Here is a 17228-nt window from a genome sequence, read left to right as displayed (position 1 = left end):
AGGTTTAGCCCTTGTGCGTTGCGGGTGGTGGTTCCCTGTTGCATACCGCTTTGAGCGGTTCGGTGGAGGCACCGTGCGGCCGCCTAGAGCCTAGCGTCTGAATTTTCCAGACGCTGTCACGATGGACAAGTCGGCAAAGTCCAGTCCCGTGTGGTCGGATGCGCTGAAGCTCAGGCTCAGGCCGCCAAGGTCGAAGCCTTTCATGGTCTCCAGCGCCGTTTGTAATCTAGCCCGGGTGGGCTTGGGTCCTGCGCGGCGCAGTGCCTCTACCAAGACCTTGGCAGAGACAAACCCTTCCAGCATGGCTGGGCTGACGTCGGTGATGTTTTTGCTTTTGGCGAGACTGGGGGCTTCTTGAACCAGCGCGTAGTTCGGCGACTGCGGGAGCACTTGGCTCACGATCACTCCGCTGGCGTTCGCGCCCAGCAATTTGATAAAGCCAGACGATGCATTGTTGGACAGTGTGAGTAATTGCGCGCTGCTGCCGTTGTCGCGCAGGGATTTCATGGCATCGACAACCGCGGTGCCAGACCCGATCACCATGACCGCTTGGGGCTCGAGCTTGGCAATAGCAGGCCCGATTTGTGAAAAGTCAGGCTTGCTGCGGTCGAATTTGGCTACTGCTACCGGGCTGAGCCTTGCCCCTTCCAATCCCTTTTGTGTGCCGGCCAGGCCATCCAAGCCGAAGCTATCGTCCACATGAATGATGGCCAACCGGGTCAGCTCCGTAGCGGCCAAATGAAGCACTGCGCGCTCGGCCTCCCGTTGATAGGTGGCGCGCACGTTAAATATGTATTTCTTCACCGGCTGGTGCAAGGACATGGCGCCTGTGGATGGCGCCAGAAGCGGCACGTTGTATTTGTCCAGAACCGGAATCAGCGCCTCAGTGTGAGGGGTTCCGCGTGTCATGAAGAGTGCCAGCACTCCTTTGTTTTCGATCAGTTCCGTCGCATTGGCCACGGTGAGTTTGGGGTCGAACTTGTCATCCAGGGTGATAAGTTCGATTTTTTCTCCACCCACACCGCCCTTGGCATTGATCGTATCAATGTAGAGCTGCGCACCCAGTCCGGCCTCTTGGACCGTTGCGGCCACTGCGCCTGTGACCCCTACGGTTTGCTCGATGCGAAGTTGCGCTTGGGCTGTATTCCAAGTACTGGCAAGACAGAGTCCGAGCAGTGCGGTGCGGAGGAGGATCATGGTGCGCCAACGTGTAGTTTTTAACAAGCCAAGATTCTGCCCCTAATCCTCCACAAACGCCTCTTCCCGCTTAGCCTTGATGGAAGGCAGCATCACCACCACCAGCAATGCCAGCGCCGCGACCAACAGGCTCGCTGAGATTGGACGTGTCACAAACACACTCCAGTCGCCACGGGAGAGCAGCAGCGCCCGGCGCAAGTACTCCTCCATCATCGGCCCCAGAATAAAGCCCAGCAGCAGTGGAGCTGGTTCAGTACCCAGTTTGATAAAGATGTAGCCAATGATGCCGAACAGGCCCACCATCCAGATATCCCAGGTGTTGTTGTTGGTCGAATACACCCCGATCGCACAGAACAGCACGATGGAGGGGAACAACCAGCGGTAAGGCACGGACAAGAGCTTGATCCAGACGCCGATGAGTGGCAGGTTCAGGATCACCAGCATCAGGTTGCCGATCCACATGGAGGCAATCAGACCCCAGAAGAGTTCTGGGTTAGCTGTCATCACCTGCGGGCCGGGCTGGATGTTGTGGATCGTCATCGCACCCACCATCAAGGCCATCACCGCATTCGGCGGGATACCCAGTGTCAGCAGGGGGATGAACGAGGTTTGGCTACCAGCGTTGTTCGCCGCTTCAGGCGCTGCCACTCCGCGGATGTTGCCCTTGCCGAAGGCTACTTCACCGGGCTGGAGCTTGGTCTTCTTCTCAATCGTGTAGGCCGCAAAGGCTGCCATAACCGCACCCCCGCCGGGCAGGATACCCAGCAAGGAGCCCAAGGCGGTACCGCGCAGAACAGCGGGCACCATGCGCTGGAAGTCTTGTTTGGTGGGCAAGAGGCCGGAGACAGAAGCCGTAAAGATCTCCCGCTCACTGGAGCTCTTGGACAGGTTGCTGATGATCTCGCCGTAGCCGAAGACACCCATGGCAATCACGATGAAGCCGATACCGTCGGTGAGCTCAGGGATATCAAAGCTGTAACGGGCCACACCGGAGTTCACGTCGGTGCCGATCATGCCCAGCAAGAGACCCAAGAGAATCATGGCCAGCGCTTTGAGCAAAGAGCCCGAGGCCAGCACCACTGCACCAATCAGACCCAGGATCATGAGGCTGAAGTATTCGGCCGGGCCGAACTTGAAGGCCACCTCAGTCAGGGGGCCTGCAAAGGCCGCCAGGATCAGGGTGCCTACGCAACCGGCAAAGAAAGAACCCAAGCCCGCTGCAGCGAGTGCAGGACCAGCTCTGCCGTTACGGGCCATCTGGTAACCGTCAATCACGGTCACCACCGAAGACGACTCCCCGGGCAGGTTCACCAGGATGGCGGTCGTTGATCCGCCGTACTGGGCGCCGTAGTAAATACCGGCCAGCATGATCAGTGCGGATACCGGTGGGAGTGCATAGGTGGCAGGCAAGAGCATGGCGATGGTCGCCAAGGGGCCGATGCCGGGCAAGACGCCGATCAAGGTGCCCAGCAAACAGCCGATGAAGGCGTAAATCAGATTCTGGCCGGTGAAGGCCACGCCAAAGCCGAGGGCGAGGTTGTCAAAGAGTTCCATGGTGTGTGCAGTTCCTGTCGATGGTTCAGTCGTGGCTCAGGCGGTGAAGTAAGCAGGCCAGACCGGGAACTGCAGCTTGAGGAGAACGATGAAGGCGACGTAGCTCAAGAGAGCCAAGATGGTGGCCAGAATGGCGACTTCCTTGAACTTGTGTTCATCGCCTGCGTGGCTGGCGATGTAGGTGAGCAGGTAGATACCGACGATCAGGCCCAGGGGTTTCAAGCCGATGACTGGCAGGCCGCCGATGCAGGCGCCGAACACCAAGTTGGCGCTGATGATGAAGAACAGCGGCTTCCAGGCGAATTTGCCGATCTTGTCGCCGTCTGGCGTGGGAGTGATCATGCTCTTCACAGCAATCGCACAGCCCAGCACGGCGAGCAGAATGCCCAGGATCAGGGGGAAGTAGCCCGGGCCCATGCGGGCGCCGGTACCCAACTGGTAAGAGCTGGCGCCCAGCGCAAAACTGCCGCCCACGATGGTGAACATCAGGCCGGAGTAGAAGTCTTTTTGACTTTGGATTTTCAAGTGAGTGCCTTCTTTGTTTTTGGGGAAAACGAGATCGCGGGCGTGGTTGCCGAAGCTGCAACCCGACTCTGCGGGGCGAAGGTTATCCAGTGGTGTCTGACCCGGTAACTGTGGCGTTCAACAGCTCGGGAAAACCCTTCAGTAGTAACCCTAGGCGCCTTTGGCGAGGGCGCTTTGTACCGTGCGTAACCAGTCCTGCCCGATCCGGGCAGCCAGCTCGGCGTGCACCGGTCTGGATGCATTCTTGAGGAGTCGGGTTTGCGCAGGGGTCGGGTTATGGATGTGGGCTGCGCCGGTTAAGTGCAATGCGGCGAGTGCTTTGCCGTTTTGCGCATCTGCAATTTCATTGCCGAATACCAGCGCGTCTTCGAGTGCGCTATGCATGATGCGGCGATCGCCTGCCGGGAGGTTCTCCCAAAAGCGCTGGTGGGTCACGACGGCATAGCCGAGGTAGCCGTGGGCGGTAAGGCTCAAGTCGCTCTGCACCGCTTGCATGCCTTGTGTCCAGAAGTTGGACACCGGATTTTCGGTACCGTCCACCACCCCGGTTTCCAATGCGCGCCTTGTTTCACTGAATGGCAGCGTGACGGGCCAAGCGCCCCAAGCCCGCATTTGCTGTGCAATCACCCGGGAGGCCTGTACTCGCATGCGCAGACCCACAAAGTCGCGGGGCTCCAGTAAGGGCCGGTTCGCACTCATGTGCTTGAAGCCGTTGTCAAAAAACCCCAAGCCCGATAACCGCTGCCGCTGCAAGCTCTCCAGCAGGGTCTTGCCCACTTTGCCACGGGTGAGTCGGCGCACTGCGTCCAAGGTGTCGAACAGGAAGGGCAGGTCGAACAACTCGAATTCCGGGAATCCGATGGGGCCGAACTTGGACAATGAGGGGGCCACCATGTCGACCGCACCGAGCTGCAGGGCCTGCATCTCGTCGTGGTCTCCATAGAGCTGGCCTTGTGGGTAAATCTGAACCCGCAAGCGCCCTTGGCTGCGCTCTTCGGTCAGGGCGCGGAAGCGCTCCAGCGCCATGCCTTTGGGGGTGTCACGCGCAACGACATGGGACAGCCGTACCGTGATCGACGGGGCACCCCAAACCCTGGGCGCCGTATTGGCCGCACCAGTGGCTGCAGCCAGCTGTAAACAGTGGCGCCGTGTCAGCGTAGGAGTGCGGCTCGAGGGCATGGTCGCTATTATGCGAGTGCCTTTGATCTCACCTTCACCATGCCTGAGCGCAACCCGTCCGCTGCTTTGAACTTTGCTGCCTTGCGCGAAAGCGGCACAGGCACAGGGAGCCGTGGCCGCTGGCCCGGGGTATGGCTGTCGGGCTTTTTGGCCTTGGTGGTGGGGTCTGTGATTGCATTGGTGCTGTATCTCCAGCACTTTGAATCGGAGGAAGACACCCGACGGAGGGCGGCGGACGCACAATGGCTGGAGCAGAGTGTGCAGTTTCACTTCCGCCGTCTCGAAGAAGATTTGCGGGTCGCTGCGCGCCAGTCGGCCGATGTGCAGGGGGGCTTGCTGTGGCGCGAGCCCGGTGTGTTGCTGGCCCAAGGTTGGGTGGGCGCGCCTTTGAACGCCCCGCCGGGTTTGTGGCAAGTAGACGAGTCTCGCCACCCCCTGAATGCTCAGGCGCTGGCCACCATGAATGACACCGCACGAGGGCTGCGCCGCTCCGCCTATGGGGGCCCGATGCGGGCGTCTGATGGCGCTTTGCTGCCGGTGGTGTGGCTGGCGGTGCCGTATTTTGAGCGGGGCTATTTTGTGGGCAACTACGTGGCCGCCTTGTCACTCGACGTTGCGGTGCAGGGCGTGGTGCCAGAGTGGTTTGCACGTGAACACCAAGTGCGCCTCGTGCTTGACGAGGGTAGGGTGCAGGCGGAACCCTCTTCGCTGAAACCCTTTCGTGCCGCCATGAACCTTGCCGGCACCGATGTGTATCTGGAGGTCACACCGATCCAAGGTCAACCCGCTACCGTGCCGCGTATGTTTTTGCTGGTGGCCATGGTGTTTTTGGGCGGCATGCTGGTGAGTCTGTGGGCGCTGAGGCGCGATATCCAGAAGCGCCAGCGAGTGCAGGCGCGTTTGCAGGCCGAGGTGGCCCTGCGCACCGCCATGGAGAACTCGGTCACCATCGGTTTGCGGGCATGGGACATGGAAGGCCGGGTGCTGTATGTCAACGAAGCCTTTTGCCGCTTGGTAGGCTACCCGGCGCAGGCGCTGGTGGGTGTGGCTGCACCCATGCCGTATTGGCCGAAGGGCAACGACACTCACATTGAGCAGGTGCACCGAGATATCTTGGTCCACGGCACGCAGATCGATGGTGTCGAGGTGCAGTTCCAGCATCGGGATGGCCATCTGTTGGATGTGCTGATCCACGAAGCCCCATTGCATACCGACACCGGCGCGCACATCGGCTGGATGAGCTCGGTCCTTGACATTAGCGAGCGCAAGCGGGCGCAAGCCGTTGCGTTGCAGCAGCAAGAGCGTCTGGAGGCTACAGGCCGTTTGGTTGCTGTTGGCGAGGTAGCGTCGACCTTGGCACATGAACTCAACCAGCCGCTCGGTGCCCTCAGCAGTTTTGCTACCGGCTTGCTGAACCGGTTGAAAGACGGACGCATCAGCCCTGATGAGACAGCGCCTGTGGTGCAACGTATTGCCGGTCTCGCGGAGCGCGCCGGCCGCATCATTCAACGGGTCAACGCAATTGCCCGCCGGCGCGAAATTTCCTTGCAGCGGCTCGATCTGGTGCCGGTGCTCCAAAGCATGGCACCCCACGCCATGCCCGAGCTCGCACCGGTGTGGGTCAAGGCGGATGAGCTGCTGATCGAACACCTGCTCAACAACCTGCTCACAAACGCCCAAGAGGCTGCCCAAGCGCACTCCGATACGCCACAAGTGCATCTGGCATTGTTGGTGGAGGGGGAGTGGGCCCAGCTCAGCGTGTCGGACAACGGGCCGGGGGTGCCCGATGAAAACCAGGCGCACATTTTTGATGCGTTTTACAGCAGCAAAGAAGGCGGCATGGGCATGGGCTTGCCGATTTGCCGCTCGATCGTCGAGGCCCACCACGGGCGCATCGTCGTAGACCGTGCACCGGAGCTCAGGGGCGCACGGTTTACGGTCAGTTTGCCGCTAGCGGCACAATAGGCCCCCCGGAAAGGCACCTGTGAGCACTGCAGCCATTTACATCGTTGATGACGACGCCGACATGCGCGAGGGCTTGGCATGGCTGTTTGATTCCCGCGGGCACAAAGCCACTACCTGGGACAGCGGCCCGCCGTTCTTGGAGTCTGTCAGAGCCCGCGCCGGCGTGTGGGAGCAGGCGGTGGTGTTGCTCGACATCCGGATGGTGCCGATGACCGGCCTTCAGGTGTTTGAGCAACTCAAGGCATTAGCCTGCCCCTGGCCGGTGTTGTTTTTGACGGGCAATGGCGATGTGGGCACGGCAGTAGCCGCTGTGAAAAACGGGGCCTGGGACTTTCTGGAAAAACCATTTCAAGACAATGTGCTGGTCGACCGTGTCGAGCAGGCCCTGGCCGCTGCAGCGGCACACGGCAATGCCAATCAAGAGGCACACCGCCTGCGTTATGCACTGGCCTCGCTGAGCCCGCGCGAGCGCGAGGTGCTGGACCAGCTCATCCTGGGGCACTACAACAAGAACATTGCGGATCATTTGGGCATCACTCCGCGCACGGTGGAGTTTCACCGCGCCAACATCTTCGAAAAAATGGGGGTGAGCTCGGCCATCGAGCTGGCCCACAAGCTCGGCCGCCTGCAGCCCATAGGCGCTCCCCCGGACAAGGTTTGAAACACAGGCCCCGTACAAACCCCGTAATAGGTTTGGCACGGAACTGGCTAGGATGGGTCTATAACTTGACCGTTTGGTTAACTTGTGACGGTTGAATCGGCGGCTGTGCCCATCCTTGGTGCAGCCATGACTCCTGCTACTGTGTGCCAATGAACCATTCCGAAGCATCAGGCCCCCGGGCCACCTCCCATACCGCGGCGCCCATCGCTGCCCGCACCGCGGTGGCTGTCCGAAATGCCAGCGTGATCTACCAAACGGCGGACACACCAGTTCATGCGTTATCCAACATCGATCTTGATATCCGTGAGGGGGAGTTCGTCTCGCTCATTGGCCCATCCGGTTGCGGCAAAACCACGCTGATGCGAGTGATTGCAGACCTCGAGCACATCAGTTCCGGCGAAGTGCTGGTCAATGGCGTGAGCCCGCACGATGCCCGGCTGGCCCGTGCTTATGGTTATGTGTTCCAGGCACCCGCCCTGTTCCCTTGGCGCAATGTGTTGGCCAACGTGACCCTGCCGCTTCAAATCCAGGGCAAAGGCAGGGCCGAGGCCAAAGCCATTGCCCTCGAGCACTTGGAGCGCGTGGGTCTCAAAGGCTTTGAGGGCAAATACCCGTGGCAGCTCTCCGGTGGCATGCAGCAGCGGGTCTCGATTGCGCGTGCACTGTCTTTCGAGCCCAAGATTCTGATGATGGACGAGCCCTTTGGTGCGCTGGATGAAATCACGCGCGACCGGCTCAATGAGCAGTTGCAGCAGCTCTGGCAGCGCGAGCGGCGCACCGTAGTGTTTGTGACCCACAGCATTTCGAAGGCGGTTTATCTGTCCACCAAAATTGTGGTGATGTCTCCGCGCCCCGGGCGCATCGTCAAGGTGATTGACTCCCCCTTGCCCGATGAGCGCCATCTGGGATTGCGGGATACGCCGGCTTTTATGGAGCTGGCCCACGAAGTGCGCGAGGCTCTAGCCGATGGCCACCACTAAAACCCTGACCCAACGCATCGCGCACGACTGGCTGCCGGTCGTGGTGGTGCTGCTGGCCGTGGTGCTGGCCTGGTACGGCGCGGCCTGGGGCATGAATGCACAAGGCGCCATCGAGCGTGTGCTGGACGAAGAGGCCGGCTACACCCACATGGAGCTGTTTGAAGCCACCATGACCATGGAGCGCCCACTCGTGCCGGCGCCCCACCAAGTGGCTGCCGACTTCTACGAGAGCCTTACCGAATGGCCCATCGACTCGCCCCGCAACCTGATCTACCACGTCATCGTCACCGGCCAGTCGACCTTACTGGGCTTTGCCATGGGCACGGCTTTGGGTTTGTTGCTGTCGGTGCTGATCGTGCACAGCCGCACGCTCGATAAAGCCTTGCTACCGTGGATCGTGGCGTCGCAAACCGTGCCGGTGCTGGCGATTGCGCCCATTGTGCTGGTAGTGCTGGGCAGTCTCGGGTTTGCCGGTACTGCACCCAAGGCATTCATTGCCATGTACCTGTGCTTTTTCCCGGTCACCGTGGCCATGGTGCAGGGCTTGCGCTCACCGCAAAAAATAGAAACCGAGATGATGTACACCTACGCCGCCTCGCGCTGGCAATCGCTGTGGTTGCTGCGCTTGCCGGCGGCTCTGCCTTTCTTGTTTCCCGCACTGCGGGTGGGCGTGGCGGCGGGCCTGGTCGGCGCTATGGTGGCGGAGTTGCCCACCGGTGCGCAGGCTGGCTTGGGTGCCCGCTTACTCACAGGCTCGTATTACGGGCAGACCACGCAAATCTGGTCTGCGCTGGTGATGTCTGCCCTGTTGGGTCTAGCGCTCACCGGCATCGTCGCTGGTGTGGAGCGTTTGGTGTTGCGTAGCCGGGGTGCGAAATGAGCGATACAGCCGCAATCGAAACCGTCGCTACCGGCGTTGCTCCATGGTTTTGGCCCGGCATCGTGCTGCTAGCTCTGGTTGCGGGTTACAGCGTCTACCGCATGGCAGCCATCCAGGGCCGCAGTTGGGTGGGCATGGCTACTGCCGCCCTGTTTGGTGCCTGGGTGGTGTTGTTCTGGGAGATTTTGGTGCGCGCGCTGGAGGTACCCCGTGTACTGCTGCCCGCCCCCAGCCTGGTGATAGGTTCGATTGGCGACAACGCCCCCAAGCTCTGGGGCGACTTTGTGCAAACCGTGGGCAAGGCGGTGCTGATCGGTTGGGCACTGGGTTGCGGCCTCGGCTTTGGCGTGGCTGTGGCGATTGACCGCATGCCGTTTTTGCAGCGCGGCCTGCTGCCGGTGGCCTCGCTCACCAGCGCTATTCCTCTGGTCGGTGTGGCGCCGATTGCGGTCATGTGGTTCGGGTTCGATTGGCCCTCCAAAGCAGCGGTGGTGGTGCTCATGACCTTTTTCCCCATGCTGGTGTCCACCTTGGCAGGCCTGCAGGCAGCCGGCAAGTTGGAGCGGGAGCTGATGTACAGCTACGCGGCCAGTTACCCGCGCACCTTGTTGGCGCTGCGCTTGCCGGCTGCGCTGCCCTTCATTTTTGGGGCGCTCAAGGTCAATGCCACGCTGGCACTGATTGGCGCCATCGTGGCCGAGTTTTTTGGTTCGCCCACGGCGGGCCTGGGTTTTCGCATCAGCACCGAAGCAGCGCGCATGAACATGCCGTTGGTCTGGGGCGCGATTGTGGTGGCGGCGGTAACCGGATCGGTGGCCTACGCCTTGCTAGTTGCACTGGAGCGCCGCGCGGCGTTCTGGCATCCCTCAGTGCGCGAAGGGTGAGCCCGCGCTAGGTCCGTGTTGCGTTTTTCCATTAACCCGTAGAAGGAGCTTTCCATGATGTGTTCTTCCCAATGTGCCAAGAGCCTGCTGGCTCTGGCGCTGGTTGCTGCAGGCTTTGCCGCCTACGCTGCCGACAAGGTGACTGTGCAGCTCAAGTGGGTGCCCCAGGCCCAGTTTGCCGGCTACTACATGGCTGCGGCCAAGGGCTTCTATAAAGATGCCGGCCTGGATGTGACCATCAAGCCGGGTGGCCCCGACATTGCGCCCACCCAGGTGATTGCGGGCAAACAAGCCGACATCGTGGTGGACTGGATGCCCTCGGCCTTGGCCGCGCGTGAAGCCGGTGTGCCCTTGGTGAACGTGGCCCAGGTGTTCAACCAGTCCGGCCTGATGCTGACCTGCAAAAAGGCCAGCGGCGTAGCCAGCCCCAAAGACTTCAAGGGTAAGACGCTGGGCGTCTGGTACGGCGGTAACGAATACCCCTTCCTCAACTGGATGGGCAAGCTCGGCCTGAAAACCGACTCCGACATCAAGATCCTCAAGCAAGGCTTCAACGTCGACCCGTTGTTGCAGAACCAGGCCGCTTGTATTTCCACCATGATTTACAACGAGTACTGGCAAGTGGTGGACGCGGGTGTGAAAGAGAACGACCTGGTCACCTTCTTCTACGAAAAAGAAGGTGTCGCTACGCTGGAAGACGGCTTGTACGTGCTCGAAGGCAACCTGAAGGATCCGGCCTTCGTCGCCAAGATGGGCAAGTTCCTCAAAGCCACGCTCAAGGGCTGGGACGCTGCGGTCAAAGATCCCGAAGGTGCTGCCAAAGCCGTGGTCGCCGCAGACACCTCCGGCAGCGCCAGCGTGAAGGTGCAGAAGCGCCAGATGGAAAACGTGGCCAAGCTGATCACCAATGCCGGTACCAAGAAGATTGGTTACCTCGAGCCCGCCGCTTACGAGCGCACCGTCAAGGTGTTGCTGGCCGGTGGCAGCGACCCGGTGATCAAGAAAGACCCGGGCAAGGCTGCGTATTCGCACGCCATCTATGAAGCTGCCCAGAAGTGATGACGTTTCGCCGCCGGGCCGCCCCAAGGCGTAACGCGCCCCCTCGGGGGGCAGCGACCCGCGCAGCGGCGGAGCGTGGGGGCGTTTATAGTTCGGCGACATGACTCACGTTGCCGAAGCTCCCAAGGGCCTCATTCGCCGGGCGAATGAGGCCCTTATCTTGTCTGCCGCCGAGAAAGTGTTTGCGCGAGCCGGGTTCAGTGGAGCCACCATGGCCGCCATCGCCGAGGCCAGTGGACTGCCCAAGGCCAACCTGCACTACTACTTCGGCAGCAAAGAAGTGCTGTACCGCGCCGTACTGGCCCAAATTCTGAGCGACTGGCTGGTGCCCACCCATGGCATTACCGACGATGCCGACCCGCGCACCGCGCTGGAACAATACATACGCGCCAAGATGGAGCTTTCCGCCCAGCGGCCTGACGGCTCCAAAGTGTGGGCCAACGAACTGTTGCACGGCGCGCCGGTGGTGAAAGAGTTGTTGGCGACGGACCTGCGCCAACTCACGCTGGAAAAAGCCGCAGTGGTACAAGCGTGGGTGGACGCCAAGCGCATCGCTCCGGTGGACGGCATGCACCTTTTCTTCACCATCTGGGCCGCCACTCAGACCTATGCTGACTTTGATGTGCAGGTCTGTGCCGTGATGGACCAGGAGACGCTCGGTGAGAAAGACTTTGAGCGCGCGACCCAGCACTTGGTGTCGTTTATCTTGCGGGGCTGTGGCTTGTGATTTCAAGCTAAATCTGATGCTGGCCCACGCACAGTCTGCGGGAGTTGCTATGGTTTTAGTAGTGTCTGCCAATACCCGGTACCCCTACCGCTTTTGGTGAAAACGGACCATCCCGCAAAATGGAGGGAAGACGCAGGGTCCTTTAACCCCCCAAGAGGAGATTTTCATGGCCGCAGGAACCATCATCACTGTGCTTTCCAACGTACCTTGGGGCCAAGTGATCGACGCTGCGCCCAAAGTCGCAGAGGGCGCCACCAAATTGTGGGGCGCGGTCACCCGCAGAAAAAAGAACGACGCCGAGCTCGCACCCCAAGCCGGTACCGGCGCTACCGGGGGCGATCTGCCGGACGATTCAATCCAGCGCTTGCGTGCGGATGTCCAGGTACTGCAGGCCTCGGTCGGAGAGTTACGGGAGGAGTTGCTCTCAGCCACCGGTCTGATCAAACAGCTGGCCGACCAGAACACCGTCTTGGTGCAACGCGTAGAGCTCCATCGCCGCAGACTGGCGCTGGTGTCTTACCTCACCACTGGGGCCGTCGCGATGTTGGTGTGGGCAGTTGTCTATTTGTTGACGACGCGCTAAACCACTGTGCACTCCTTGGTGCTCTGGAAATCGGCGCTATAGTCAAAAGAGCTGCTAGCGCATATGGAATTTGCGCTAGCAGCTCCTGTTTTTATAGCGCTTTCGCGCTCTTCATCTCACATCAAGCCGTAAACACCCGCGCCTTGCGCGGTGTCAGCACCACGGTGTCGCCGTCTTTGAGTTCCAGCGCTTTGTATTCCTGCGCGCCGATCTGCGCTTCGATGATGTCGCCGCTGCCCGCTGCGCTGCGGTCTTCGGGCAGCAGCTCCAGCCTTGCAATCGGGCCCACCACAATGGCGCGAACCAGCTTGGCAACGATGCCGCTCACCGGCTGGCCTGCCTTGTAGGGCTGCACATCCAGATCGTGCGGGCGCACATAGGCAAAGGCTTTGGCGTTTTGCGCTTCGCTGTGCTCAGGGCTGGCCAGGCGCACGCCGTGGTGGTCTTCGCCGATCAGCATTTCGCCTTCGTGGGCACGGCCGTGGAACAGGTTCACATCGCCCAAGAAGCCGTAGACAAACGGGCTGGCGGGGTGGTCCCACACCTGCTGGGGCGAGCCGATCTGCTCGACCTTGCCGCTGTTCATCAGCACCACGCGGTCGGCCACTTCCAGGGCTTCTTCCTGGTCGTGGGTCACGAAGATGCTGGTTACATGCAAGTCGTCATGCAGGCGGCGCAGCCAGCGGCGCAGTTCCTTGCGCACCTTGGCATCCAGCGCGCCAAAGGGCTCGTCCAGTAGCAGCACTTTGGGCTCTACGGCCAAAGCGCGGGCTAGCGCAATGCGCTGACGCTGACCGCCAGAGAGCTGCGCGGGGTAACGGTCGGCCAGCCAGTCCAGTTGCACCAGGCCTAGCAGGTCGTGCACCTTTTGCTTGATGACGGCTTCAGAAGGGCGGATAGCGCGCGGCTTCATGCGCAGGCCGAAAGCCACGTTGTCAAACACGCTCATGTGGCGGAATAGGGCGTAGTGCTGGAACACAAAGCCCACGTTGCGCTCACGCACATGCACGTCGGTGGTGTCTTCGCCGCTGAAGAGGATGTTGCCGTGGTCTGCAGTTTCCAGGCCCGCGATGATGCGTAAGAGCGTGGTCTTGCCGCAGCCGGAGGGCCCGAGCAGGGCGACGAGTTCACCGGACTCGATGTCCAAGTTCACGTCCTGCAGCGCCTTGAAGGTGCCGAAGTCTTTGCTGACGTTGCGGATTGCAATACTCATGGTTCTAATCTCGAAAAATGGGGCGCTTACGCCAGAGGGCGCTCAGGGGGCAAGTCTGCAGCGGCCTTCTGGTCGCGCTCAAACTTCCACTCCACAAAGGACTTGATCACCAGGGTGACCAGCGCCAGCAAGGCCAGCAACGAGGCAATGGCAAAAGCGGCGACCGACTGGTATTCGTTGTACAAAATCTCGACGTGCAGTGGCATGGTGTTGGTCTGGCCACGGATGTGCCCAGACACAACCGATACCGCGCCGAATTCGCCCATAGCGCGTGCGTTACACAGGATGACGCCATAAATCAGGCCCCACTTGATGTTGGGCAGTGTCACGTGCCAGAAGGTCTGCCAGCCGCTGGCACCCAGCACTTGGGCAGCCTGCTCTTCGTCGGTACCTTGCGCTTGCATGAGCGGGATTAACTCCCGGGCAATGAAAGGCACGGTTACAAAGATGGTGGCCAACACAATGCCGGGCACAGCAAACACGATCTTGATGTCATTGGCCATGAGCCACGGGCCGAACCAGCCGTGCGCTCCGAACATCAACACATAAATCAGGCCCGCCACCACAGGTGACACCGAGAACGGCAGGTCCACCAGCGTGGTCAAAAAGGCTTTGCCCTTGAACTCGTATTTGGCAATACACCAGGCGGCTGCCACACCGAACACCAGATTCATCGGCACCGTGATGGCGGCGATCAGCAGCGTCAGGCGGATGGCGCTCCAAGCGTCCGGCTCTTTCAGGGCCAGCAGGAACTCTTCGCCGCCTTTGCGCAAGGCCTCGGTAAACACCGCAGCCAGCGGCAAGACCAGAAACAAAAAGATAAAGCCCAGCGCCACAGCGATGAGCGACCACTTCACCCATGCGGGCTCGGTAGTGCCAGCTTTGGCGCGGCGGATCGTGCGTGTGCTACTCATGATCAGGCTCCCGCACGTTTGCGCTGCCAAGCTTGCAGGCTGTTGATCACCATCAGCATGACAAAAGACGCCAGCAGCATGACGGTAGCGACCGCCGTGGCGCCCGCATAGTCATATTGCTCGAGCTTGCTGATGATGATGAGCGGGGTGATTTCAGAAATCATGGGCATGTTGCCGGCAATAAAAATGACCGAGCCGTACTCGCCCACACCGCGGGCAAAGGCCATGGCAAAGCCGGTGAGCAGCGCGGGCGCGATGGTCGGAAAGATCACGTGCCTGAAGGTCTGCCAGCGCGTGGCACCCAGGCAGGTAGCGGCTTCTTCGAGTTCTTTTTCTGCATCTTCCAGCACCGGCTGCACCGTGCGCACCACAAAGGGCAGGCCGATAAAGATCAGGGCGATCACCACCCCATTGCGGTTAAAGGCCAGCTGGATGCCATGCGGCTCCAGCAAGCTGCCAATCCAGCCGTTGCCCGCCAGCAGCGCGGTGAGCGAAATGCCCGCCACTGCGGTGGGCAGCGCAAAAGGCAGGTCGACCAGCGCATCAATGATCTTTTTGCCGGGGAACTGGTAGCGCACCAGTACCCAGGCGATCAGCAGGCCGAACACCGAATTCACCAGTGCAGCAAAAAATGAAGCCCCGAAAGTCAGTTGGTACGAGGCTACGACACGCGGGCTCGCCACGGCTGCCCAGAACTGGTCTAACGTGAGGGTGAAGGTTTTGAAGACCAGCGCTGAGAGCGGCAACAGCACGATCAGCGCCAGATAAAACAAGGTGTAGCCCAGCGTCAGCCGGAAACCGGGCAGCACCCGTTTGGGCGCCCGCTTGCTAAGCGGCGCCTGCAGAACATCAGCAGTCATTTACTTGACGGTGTAGAGCTTGTCGAATTGGCCGCCATCGTTGAAGTGCACTTTTTGCGCTTCCGCGAACGAGCCAAAGAATTCTTCCGCACGGAACAGCGTGATCGGCTTGAAGGTGCTGGCGTACTTCTTCAGGATGGTTGGGTTGCTGGGGCGGATGGCGTGCTTGGCTGCAATTTCTTGGCCTTCATCGGTGTACAAGAAGTTCAGGTAGGCGCGGGCCTGCTCGGCAGTGCCTTTCTTGGCCACGGTGCGTTCCACCACGGCGACCGGGTTCTCGGCCACGATGGAGATGCCGGGGTGGATCGCATCGACCTTGCCCGTGCCGAACTCTTTGTTCACCGACACGACTTCAGATTCGAACGTAATCAGCACGTCACCGATGTTGCGCTGCAAGAAGACGCTGGTCGCATCGCGGCCGCCCTTGGCCAGGATGGGCACGTTTTTGTACAGCTTGCTCACAAATTCTTGGGCTTGGGCGTCGGTGCCGCCCTTTTTTCGAACCTGGCCCCATGCGGCCATATAGGCCATGCGGCCGTTGCCGCCCGTTTTGGGGTTCACCACAATCACCTGCACGCCGGGCTTGATCAGGTCGTCCCAATCCTTGATGCCTTTGGGATTGCCATTGCGCACCAGAAACAGCATGGTGGAGCTGGTGGGGGCTGCGTTGTTGGGGAATTTCTTGGCCCAGTCTTTGGCCACTACACCGGTGCCGGCCAAAAAGTCCACATCGGTGGTGGTGTTCATGGTGACCACGTCGGCTTCCAAGCCATCGTTCACCGCGCGCGCCTGGGCGCTGGAGCCGGCGTGGGACTGGTCGATCTTGATGTCTTTGCCGGTAGTTTCCTTGTAATTGGCAATGAACGCGGTGTTCACATCTTTGTAGAACTCGCGCGCCACGTCATACGACACGTTGAGCAGCGAGGTTTGTGCTACTGCAAAATTGCTAGCAGTCAGCGCAATGGCAGCAAGCGCCAACGAGGTTTTTTGTTTGAAATTCATAGCGGCTCCAGAAGGTGCGTGGGCCGTAACAAAACGGCCCACAAGTCGGTGATGATCCGATTCTGAAGACGCGGGGCGCAAACTACAACGAATAGTTCGTTGTTTGTTTATGTGCAATTACGTCTAAGCACAGGGTCTTAGCCCTGCAAACTGGTTATTAGTAAGTCCGGGCTGCAGAGCGCTTGAGCGTCCAGTTCAGGCCAATACCTGCCGACGTACCGGTGCTGCGCTGGTGCAGTGGGCTGCCGATGTTGGCGCTGGAGGCATAGTTCTCGGCACGCACAAAGCCAAAGATGCGTAAATCCGGCCCCAGCGCACGGGAGGCGCTGACAGAAAACCGGGAGGCAATCAGCCCGCTTTGGGCGTCATAGGCAGGGCGCTGGGCCGTAGCCAGGTCGGCCGGAACTCCATAAAAGTGGCGGTTAAGCCGGGCATCCCCAAAGATCAGGCCGGCGCTGGTTGAAAAGCGCCACGCCGATCCGGGGGCACGGGTCTCCCAGATCAACTCCGGCTCCGCCGCAAAGCCCTGGGTGCGCAGTCCGCCCTGGACTTCGATCACGCTGCGCAAAGGCAGCTCGAGGCGCACTTGGCTCTGGCTGTCAGGGCGGGCCAGCACGGTCTTGAGGCGGGGACCGAACTCCACCAGCGTACCCAAGTCGGGCATGCCCTTGCGGGCGGCAATATCGTTGGAGCTGGCGGGCAGGGAGGCGGCAAAGCCGATGTCGAACTCGGTGTCCTCGGTGTGCACCAGGCGGGCACCTACGCTGCCACGCTCAGCCCGGAAGATTTCCCCGCGGTACACCAGCACCGGCAGCACCAGCCCGAGGCCACTGCGCTCCACCGACGCTGGGTAGGCCGGGGTGGATACCGCGCCGGCAAACATACCCAACTCCCACAGCGGCAGGCCTTCGCTGGCGGTGTCGGCGTGGGCCGGTGTAGCACCCAAGGTGGTTGCGAGCAGTGCGGCCGCGCACAGGGCAGAGCGTAAGGGTGCTGCACGCTGTTTGAGCGTGGTTGATGTGGGGGTGGGGCGCTGATGGGGCAT

General features: G+C 60.7%; 17 protein-coding genes. 8 read left to right on the top strand and 9 right to left on the bottom strand.

The window, feature by feature from the left end; translation table 11 throughout:
* Positions 1-90 precede the first annotated feature (90 nt).
* From U5L73_RS02300 to U5L73_RS02285, 4 genes are all read right to left on the bottom strand, one after another.
* Positions 91-1197 carry an ABC transporter substrate-binding protein gene (locus U5L73_RS02300; RefSeq protein WP_322560841.1) on the bottom strand — a complete coding sequence of 369 codons (1107 nt, stop codon included), beginning with the start codon at positions 1195-1197 and terminating at the stop codon, positions 91-93.
* Between the two features lie 42 nt (positions 1198-1239).
* The gene (locus U5L73_RS02295) at positions 1240-2751 is read right to left on the bottom strand and encodes a tripartite tricarboxylate transporter permease (RefSeq protein WP_322560840.1); all 1512 of its coding nucleotides are present in this window, start codon (positions 2749-2751) and stop codon (positions 1240-1242) included.
* A 36-nt stretch (positions 2752-2787) separates the two neighbouring features.
* Positions 2788-3276 carry a tripartite tricarboxylate transporter TctB family protein gene (locus tag U5L73_RS02290; protein WP_322560839.1) on the bottom strand — a complete coding sequence of 163 codons (489 nt, stop codon included), beginning with the start codon at positions 3274-3276 and terminating at the stop codon, positions 2788-2790.
* A 150-nt stretch (positions 3277-3426) separates the two neighbouring features.
* Positions 3427-4455 carry a TRAP transporter substrate-binding protein gene (locus U5L73_RS02285; RefSeq protein WP_322560838.1) on the bottom strand — a complete coding sequence of 343 codons (1029 nt, stop codon included), beginning with the start codon at positions 4453-4455 and terminating at the stop codon, positions 3427-3429.
* 39 nt (positions 4456-4494) lie between these two features.
* Between U5L73_RS02285 and U5L73_RS02280 the strand changes: the two genes are divergently transcribed.
* The 8 genes from U5L73_RS02280 to U5L73_RS02245 all read left to right on the top strand — a co-directional run bounded on the left by U5L73_RS02280 (position 4495) and on the right by U5L73_RS02245 (position 12194).
* Positions 4495-6420 carry a two-component system sensor histidine kinase NtrB gene (locus U5L73_RS02280; RefSeq protein WP_322560837.1) on the top strand — a complete coding sequence of 642 codons (1926 nt, stop codon included), beginning with the start codon at positions 4495-4497 and terminating at the stop codon, positions 6418-6420.
* A gap of 19 nt (positions 6421-6439) precedes the next feature.
* The gene (locus tag U5L73_RS02275; RefSeq protein WP_322560836.1) at positions 6440-7081 is read left to right on the top strand and encodes a response regulator transcription factor; all 642 of its coding nucleotides are present in this window, start codon (positions 6440-6442) and stop codon (positions 7079-7081) included.
* A 149-nt stretch (positions 7082-7230) separates the two neighbouring features.
* Positions 7231-8061 (top strand): ABC transporter ATP-binding protein, encoded by an 831-nt coding sequence (locus tag U5L73_RS02270; protein ID WP_322560835.1) that lies wholly within the window; start codon positions 7231-7233, stop codon positions 8059-8061.
* The gene (locus tag U5L73_RS02265) at positions 8048-8941 is read left to right on the top strand and encodes an ABC transporter permease (RefSeq protein WP_322560834.1); all 894 of its coding nucleotides are present in this window, start codon (positions 8048-8050) and stop codon (positions 8939-8941) included. The genes U5L73_RS02270 and U5L73_RS02265 overlap by 14 nt, the downstream gene beginning before the upstream one ends.
* The gene (locus U5L73_RS02260) at positions 8938-9825 is read left to right on the top strand and encodes an ABC transporter permease (RefSeq protein WP_322560833.1); all 888 of its coding nucleotides are present in this window, start codon (positions 8938-8940) and stop codon (positions 9823-9825) included. Before U5L73_RS02265 ends, U5L73_RS02260 begins: the two co-directional genes overlap by 4 nt.
* Positions 9826-9879: 54 nt before the next feature.
* Positions 9880-10884, top strand: a complete 1005-nt coding sequence (locus tag U5L73_RS02255) for an ABC transporter substrate-binding protein (protein ID WP_322560832.1) — start codon at positions 9880-9882, stop codon at positions 10882-10884.
* Positions 10885-10984: 100 nt separating this feature from the next.
* Positions 10985-11611 carry a TetR/AcrR family transcriptional regulator gene (locus U5L73_RS02250; RefSeq protein WP_322560831.1) on the top strand — a complete coding sequence of 209 codons (627 nt, stop codon included), beginning with the start codon at positions 10985-10987 and terminating at the stop codon, positions 11609-11611.
* 166 nt (positions 11612-11777) lie between these two features.
* A complete protein-coding gene (locus tag U5L73_RS02245) occupies positions 11778-12194 on the top strand; it encodes a hypothetical protein (protein ID WP_322560830.1) in 417 nt (138 codons plus the stop codon).
* Between the two features lie 121 nt (positions 12195-12315).
* Here the strand turns inward: U5L73_RS02245 and U5L73_RS02240 are convergent, their stop codons facing one another.
* The 5 genes from U5L73_RS02240 to U5L73_RS02220 all read right to left on the bottom strand — a co-directional run bounded on the left by U5L73_RS02240 (position 12316) and on the right by U5L73_RS02220 (position 17228).
* Complete coding sequence (locus U5L73_RS02240) at positions 12316-13407, bottom strand: sulfate ABC transporter ATP-binding protein (protein WP_322560829.1); 1092 nt, start codon at positions 13405-13407, stop codon at positions 12316-12318.
* A gap of 26 nt (positions 13408-13433) precedes the next feature.
* Positions 13434-14321 (bottom strand): sulfate ABC transporter permease subunit CysW, encoded by an 888-nt coding sequence (gene cysW, locus U5L73_RS02235; RefSeq protein WP_322560828.1) that lies wholly within the window; start codon positions 14319-14321, stop codon positions 13434-13436.
* Between the two features lie 2 nt (positions 14322-14323).
* Positions 14324-15181, bottom strand: a complete 858-nt coding sequence (cysT, locus tag U5L73_RS02230) for a sulfate ABC transporter permease subunit CysT (protein WP_322560827.1) — start codon at positions 15179-15181, stop codon at positions 14324-14326.
* A complete protein-coding gene (locus tag U5L73_RS02225; RefSeq protein WP_322560826.1) occupies positions 15182-16183 on the bottom strand; it encodes a sulfate ABC transporter substrate-binding protein in 1002 nt (333 codons plus the stop codon).
* Between the two features lie 157 nt (positions 16184-16340).
* Entirely contained in the window at positions 16341-17228 is an 888-nt protein-coding gene (locus U5L73_RS02220; protein WP_322560825.1) for a MipA/OmpV family protein, read from the bottom strand.

The organism is Rhodoferax sp. (assembly GCF_034520025.1).
Lineage (GTDB): Bacteria > Pseudomonadota > Gammaproteobacteria > Burkholderiales > Burkholderiaceae_C > Allorhodoferax.
The sequence above is the reverse complement of the archived record's forward strand: the minus strand, read 5'-3'. Positions and strand labels throughout refer to the sequence as shown.

Bases quoted from the DNA above. Each gene is read 5' to 3' on its own strand.
- U5L73_RS02240 (WP_322560829.1), bottom strand. From the start codon at position 13,407: ATGAGTATTGCAATCCGCAACGTCAGCAAAGACTTCGGCACCTTCAAG.
- U5L73_RS02220 (WP_322560825.1), bottom strand. From the start codon at position 17,228: ATGCCCCATCAGCGCCCCACCCCCACATCAACCACGCTCAAACAGCGT.
- U5L73_RS02295 (WP_322560840.1), bottom strand. From the start codon at position 2,751: ATGGAACTCTTTGACAACCTCGCCCTCGGCTTTGGCGTGGCCTTCACC.
- cysW (WP_322560828.1), bottom strand. From the start codon at position 14,321: ATGAGTAGCACACGCACGATCCGCCGCGCCAAAGCTGGCACTACCGAG.
- U5L73_RS02280 (WP_322560837.1), top strand. From the start codon at position 4,495: ATGCCTGAGCGCAACCCGTCCGCTGCTTTGAACTTTGCTGCCTTGCGC.
- U5L73_RS02265 (WP_322560834.1), top strand. From the start codon at position 8,048: ATGGCCACCACTAAAACCCTGACCCAACGCATCGCGCACGACTGGCTG.
- cysT (WP_322560827.1), bottom strand. From the start codon at position 15,181: ATGACTGCTGATGTTCTGCAGGCGCCGCTTAGCAAGCGGGCGCCCAAA.
- U5L73_RS02245 (WP_322560830.1), top strand. From the start codon at position 11,778: ATGGCCGCAGGAACCATCATCACTGTGCTTTCCAACGTACCTTGGGGC.
- U5L73_RS02250 (WP_322560831.1), top strand. From the start codon at position 10,985: ATGACTCACGTTGCCGAAGCTCCCAAGGGCCTCATTCGCCGGGCGAAT.
- U5L73_RS02285 (WP_322560838.1), bottom strand. From the start codon at position 4,455: ATGCCCTCGAGCCGCACTCCTACGCTGACACGGCGCCACTGTTTACAG.
- U5L73_RS02260 (WP_322560833.1), top strand. From the start codon at position 8,938: ATGAGCGATACAGCCGCAATCGAAACCGTCGCTACCGGCGTTGCTCCA.
- U5L73_RS02225 (WP_322560826.1), bottom strand. From the start codon at position 16,183: ATGAATTTCAAACAAAAAACCTCGTTGGCGCTTGCTGCCATTGCGCTG.
- U5L73_RS02300 (WP_322560841.1), bottom strand. From the start codon at position 1,197: ATGATCCTCCTCCGCACCGCACTGCTCGGACTCTGTCTTGCCAGTACT.
- U5L73_RS02255 (WP_322560832.1), top strand. From the start codon at position 9,880: ATGATGTGTTCTTCCCAATGTGCCAAGAGCCTGCTGGCTCTGGCGCTG.
- U5L73_RS02270 (WP_322560835.1), top strand. From the start codon at position 7,231: ATGAACCATTCCGAAGCATCAGGCCCCCGGGCCACCTCCCATACCGCG.